Genomic DNA, 5,123 nt, shown 5'->3' on the forward strand with positions numbered 1-5,123 from the left:
CTGGTAGAAATGCCGCGGGCCGTATCCGTCGATCATGTCGGACACCGTCACGTCAACCTGGCCGTCTTCTTTCGCCGTGAAGTCGACGCCGGCGTCGTAGTTGCCCCGTGAGAGGTCATCGTTGCTGGCCAGCACACCGCCCGACTTCTGATCGCTGATCGTCAATTTTGAATCGAGCAAAAAACCATCGGCTTTCGATCGCACTTCGGCGCGATACGTTTTGCCTTTGACCGCGGCAAACGAATACGTGTGTGTTTCTTTGGGTTCGGTGATACATCCAGCGAGAACTGCGGGGAGCGATCCGTCGAATTCGTCGCCGTGATGCAAATGCACCGCGTCATCGTCCTGGCGTGCCACCCAGAACCAACCGAGTCCGTCCGGCACCGACGCCGTCGACGGGGCCACACGGGTTGCGGGAGACAGCACGACGGGGCACGATTCGGGAAGGTTGTGGCCGAAGGGCAGGGCGGTGTCGCCGCGGATGGCCAGATGGTCCAAGAACGGACCCGTTGTGATGTCGCAGACATAAACAAAGCTGCTCGATCCGCCGAAGCCGACGGTGCTGTTGGGCGTTTCGGGAAACGCAAAGATGCGGACCAGTACGTCCTGGTCGGCCTCGCATCGATAGACCAGTTGCGGGTCCAGCCCGCGGGCGTCATCCACCTGTGCCAGCACGTTGCCGCGAAGGTCCGTCAGCTGCAAGACGGCATCCATCGGTGATTGAAGCAATTGGTTTGCGGTGACCGAAGCGACGAGTTGCTCACCGGATTTGAGCGAGACGCGATAGGCATCGCTGTCACCATTCTTGGCCAATCGTCCGGCAACCACCGCCGGCAGGGTCACTCGATGGGCGTCGTCGCGTTTGTCATTGGGTTCGACTTCATTGGTCACGGCGATCGGCGCGATGATCAGCGGATGGAGCTGCGTGGCGGATTGTTCGTCGTGTAGCCGGATCCAGGCCACGCCCGGCGGCGCGGTCGGCGGGATTTTGACGGTGAACTTGCCCGAGTCTTTCGCGGGCGTGATTTCAACGTCGTCTCGATCGCAAGCGACCGCCGGCGGCCACTTGGGAAACTTTCCTTCCGCCGTGATCTCCGTTTCGCTGCCCGTGGCAACCGCCGCGGGAAAGACTCGATCGAGCTTGAGTTGTGCCTGAGCGGTCGGAGGCGAAAGCACGCAAACCGAAAACACGCAAGCAAGGATCACCGATCCCAGCGGGACGCGTAAGCGACCGGCGCGAGTGCCCGATCCCAGCGGGCGACGCTGTGAAGCACTTTTTAGCGGTAGGGCGCGAGCCCTCCGGTCTTTCAAGGTGTTTTCGCACCGAAACCGGACGGCTCGCGCCGTTCCGCTAACACCGTCGTTGCCAGAGTAAGTGGCATTGGGCTTCCGCCCTGCCGCTAAAACCTTGCAAAGCACCGGAAACAAACGATTCGAGATCGGCACGCGATACCGGCCGGTGCCACGCGCAGGACCAATCCATTGCCGCTCGAACTCGTGCGACGAAATTGCGACAACCGAACTTCCCGAACGGTGTTGAAACAACGGCATCATCACTAACCCATCAACTCGTCGATCGGGGTGGCGTCGCTGACCAAGTGGGTCGGGCGTCCTTCCGGCGTGTACATCATTTGGCCGGGATCGATTCCGAGTTTTTGGTAGATCGTCGAGACGAAGTTTTCAGGCGACAGCACACGTTCGATGGCGGCGTAACCTTGTCGATCGGTGGCTCCGACGACCTGGCCACCGGGGGTCTGTCCGCCGGCGAACATCACGCTCATCGCGTTGGACCAGTGGTCGCGTCCGCCGTCCTTGTTGATCTTCGGCGTCCGCCCGAATTCGCCCAACACGACCACCAGCGTCCGCTCGAGCATGCCTTGTTGTTTCAGGTCCGAAATCAAGGCAGCGATCGTCGCTTCGAACGGAGGCAGTTTGTCGTCCAGTGACTTGAAGATATTGGTGTGGTGGTCCCAACCGCCATGATAAAGCGTCACGAAGGGAACGCCCGCACCAACCAGTCGCCTGGCCAGCAAGGCTTGCTGGCCGAAGGTGTTGCGGCCATAGGCATCGCGGACTTCGTCCGATTCCTGATGGATGTCGAAGGCCGCTTGGGCTTCTTTGCTGCTGATGATCTGCATCCCCTGGCCATAAAACTCATCGACGGCCAAGGTCGGATCGGCGACCGACGCCTCGTTGAATCGAAGCATCGTGTCGATGTGTTTGCGAATCTGTTGTCGTGATGTGAACCGGTCGCCGGTCAATCCGCTGGGGATGGTGACGTCACGGACGCGAAAGCTGGAACTGTTGGGGCTGTCGGGCACGACGAACGGCGCGTACTTGCTGCCCAAGAAATTGGGGCCGCCGGAGCGAGACATGCGGGGCAGCGAGAAATAGGCGGGGATGCCGTGGGGCGCGCCGATTTCCTTGGCCACCACGCTGCCCAGGCTGGGGTGGAAACTGACAAAGGCACCACAACCGACCGGGATCCGCGGCGGTGCGCCGGTCATCATGTAATGGTTGCCGGCGCCGTGGTTGCCCTGGTCATGGCGAATCGAGCGGACGATTGCCAAGTCGTTGCTGATCGCCGCCAGTTTCTTCATCGGCTGTGCGAATTGCACGCCGGGGGTTTGGGTGGCGATCGGCTGATACGCCCCGCGAATCTCGACCGGTGCGTCGGGCTTGGGGTCAAACGTCTCATAGTGACTCGGACCACCGTCTTGCCACACCAAGATGCAAGCGTCGGCTTGAGCGGTGCGGTGTTTCGGATCCGCTGCCGAAGAGGCTCGAGCGCGGGCGCTCAGGGCGCCCGAAAGGCCTCCGGCGATCAGCCCACCCAACCCCAGTTTCAATCCATCGCGGCGGGTCAGGCCTTCGCAATTCGTCCAGCTTTTAGCCATCGTGGTTGATCTCAATTTTGAATAATGAATTCGGGAGCGTTCATCATCGCCCACATCAAGTCTTCGATCGCGCCGCGTCGTTCTTCGCCCGCGGCGGTGATCAGTGATTCGCAGTATCGTTGCTCGTCGGCGGTCGGCCGACGAGAAAAAATCGCCAGGTACAGTTCCGTCACGATCTCTGCGGCCGACAACTCGCTGCCGGCCAGCCGTGCGGCGCGACCGGAGTCGCTGCGAATGCGTCCGTCGATCTCACGCGAGTTCATCAGGTGCAAGGTTTGCGTGACCGAGGAGTCCGCGATCCGTTCGCAGGGAGGATCCTGGTTCGGATCCGGACGGCCGAACGTGTCCAGGAAAACTGATTCGATGCGGTGCGTCCAAACTTGATTGGAACGCGACTGGGGAGCCAATGCGGAAAACGATTCGCTCGTCTCGGTGGCGTTGGCGACCGCTTCGGCCAGGACTTCGGCACGCAAACGATGCCGGTAGTGACGCGAGTAGTTCAGCCGATCGCTGGCGTTGGATTCGTTGGGCGTTGAACGGGTCGCGTACACGTTGGAAAGCACGATTGTCTTGATCAGCTGCTTCTGATCGTAGCCGGATTGTTGAAAGTGTTCGGCCAATGCATCGAGCAACGCGGGATTGCTGGGCGGATTGGTGCTGCGGAGATCATCGACCGGATCGACGATGCCGCGTCCCATCAGTTGTGCCCAAACGCGATTGACTTGGACGGCGGCAAAATACGGGTTGTCGGCGGAGACCATCCAGTCGACCAGGGCTTCGCGCGGGTCGTCGTCTTCGGCCAGGTCGATCGTCCCGAACAGCGGAGCCGGTGGGAGGACTTCTTCGGTCACCGGATGCCGGACGTCTCCCTTGGTGGAAACGTACACGATCTCTTCACCACCGGAGATGGGCGGCGAAAGCCCCGTGCCCTTGCGGCCGACTTTTCCGAAGAACGCGGCGAAGGAATAGAAGTCGTGTTGGCTCCACTTCTCAAACGGATGATGATGACACTTCGCACAGTCCAGCCGCACACCGAGGAAAAGCTGGCTGACCAGCGTGGCGACTTCATCAGGGCTGCGGCGGTCGCGAAACAACGTGGCGGCACCGTTGTGCCAGGTGCTGCCCTTGGCGGTGATCAATCGACGAGCGAATTCGTCATGCGAAACGTTTTCACGGAATTGCTGCCGTATCCAGTTGTCATAATTGAGTACCGCCTTGATGCCGACCCGATAGGGATTCGGACGCAACAGATCCGCCCATTGGTTCGCCCAGTGATCGACGTATTCGGGTTGTTCCAGTAAGTGGTCGACCAGTTGCTCGCGTTTGTTGCTGTCTTGGCTGTCGAGAAACTGTTGAGCTTCCTGTGCCGAGGGCAAGCGGCCGATCACATCGGTGTAAACGCGGCGCAAGAAGATGGCGTCGCTTGCCGGCTCGGAGACTCGGATCTGCAGTTGACTCAGTTTTTCGTACACCAAGTCATCGATGAAGTTCGCGCGCGGCAGGTCGTCGTAAAATCCATCGGGCAACGCTTCGGTCCGCGGGATGCTGACGTTGGCCACGCGAATGTGATTCATGTAACGCGCCATCACCGCGGTCTCGCCCGGGACCGGACCGGCCTTCAATCGGCCATTCGAATCGACTTGCACGATGGCGGCATCGTTGGACAAATAACTGGTCATCTTGGTGACGTCACGCGTCGTCCCGTCGCTGTAGGTCGCGACGGTCGACAGTTCGGCGGTGCCCGAGGGTGTTAACGCAAATTCGGTCTGTTTCAACTCGACCGATTCCAGCAGGGGTTCGTCCGCCAGCCGACGGGGAGCGCCTTGGCGGATCCACGCGAGGAGCGTGTGATAGGCGTCCGAGCCGACTTCGATTTTTCGACCGCCGCCGTGTGGCAACTCCGCCGTCGCTTTCTGGATCAACAGACTCGATTCCGGTGAGGCGATGCTCAGCCGCCGCCCCCGCGCTTGACGGGCGATCGCATCGTGGTCGAAGTCGGAATCAAAGCCGAGCAGTGAGAGCTGGAAACCATTCTGCCCGCGTTGCTTGCCGTGACAGGCGCCGGCGTTGCAACCCTGTGCGGCTAAGATCGGTTGCACGTCGAGTTCGAAACTGACGGCATCGCCCGCCGCAGCGTTCTGGTGTGGCAGATCTTCGCCATGCGATACGACGCTACAGAACGCGACCAACATCAACGCCGACATCACGACGCGACAGTGCGACAAC

Annotated in this window: 3 protein-coding genes; all 3 read right to left on the minus strand. The window is 60.7% G+C overall.

All coding sequences use genetic code 11. The features are described 5' to 3' along the window. Positions 1-1,311, minus strand: a 1,311-nt coding sequence (locus tag ABX749_RS21130; RefSeq protein WP_372897720.1) for a serine protease, incomplete at its 3' end; no start/stop codon positions are given. Positions 1,312-1,556: 245 nt separating this feature from the next. Further along, positions 1,557-2,897, minus strand: coding sequence for a DUF1501 domain-containing protein (locus tag ABX749_RS21135; RefSeq protein ID WP_372897721.1), 1,341 nt, complete (start codon positions 2,895-2,897; stop codon positions 1,557-1,559). Between the two features lie 11 nt (positions 2,898-2,908). Next, complete coding sequence (locus ABX749_RS21140; RefSeq protein WP_372897722.1) at positions 2,909-5,101, minus strand: DUF1549 domain-containing protein; 2,193 nt, start codon at positions 5,099-5,101, stop codon at positions 2,909-2,911. Positions 5,102-5,123: the final 22 nt, after the last annotated feature.

The organism is Stieleria sp. (genome assembly GCF_041595215.1).
In the GTDB taxonomy this organism is placed as follows: Bacteria; Planctomycetota; Planctomycetia; order Pirellulales; family Pirellulaceae; genus Stieleria; species Stieleria magnilauensis.

Bases quoted from the DNA above. Each gene is read 5' to 3' on its own strand.
- ABX749_RS21135 (WP_372897721.1), bottom strand. From the start codon at position 2,897: ATGGCTAAAAGCTGGACGAATTGCGAAGGCCTGACCCGCCGCGATGGA.
- ABX749_RS21140 (WP_372897722.1), bottom strand. From the start codon at position 5,101: ATGTCGGCGTTGATGTTGGTCGCGTTCTGTAGCGTCGTATCGCATGGC.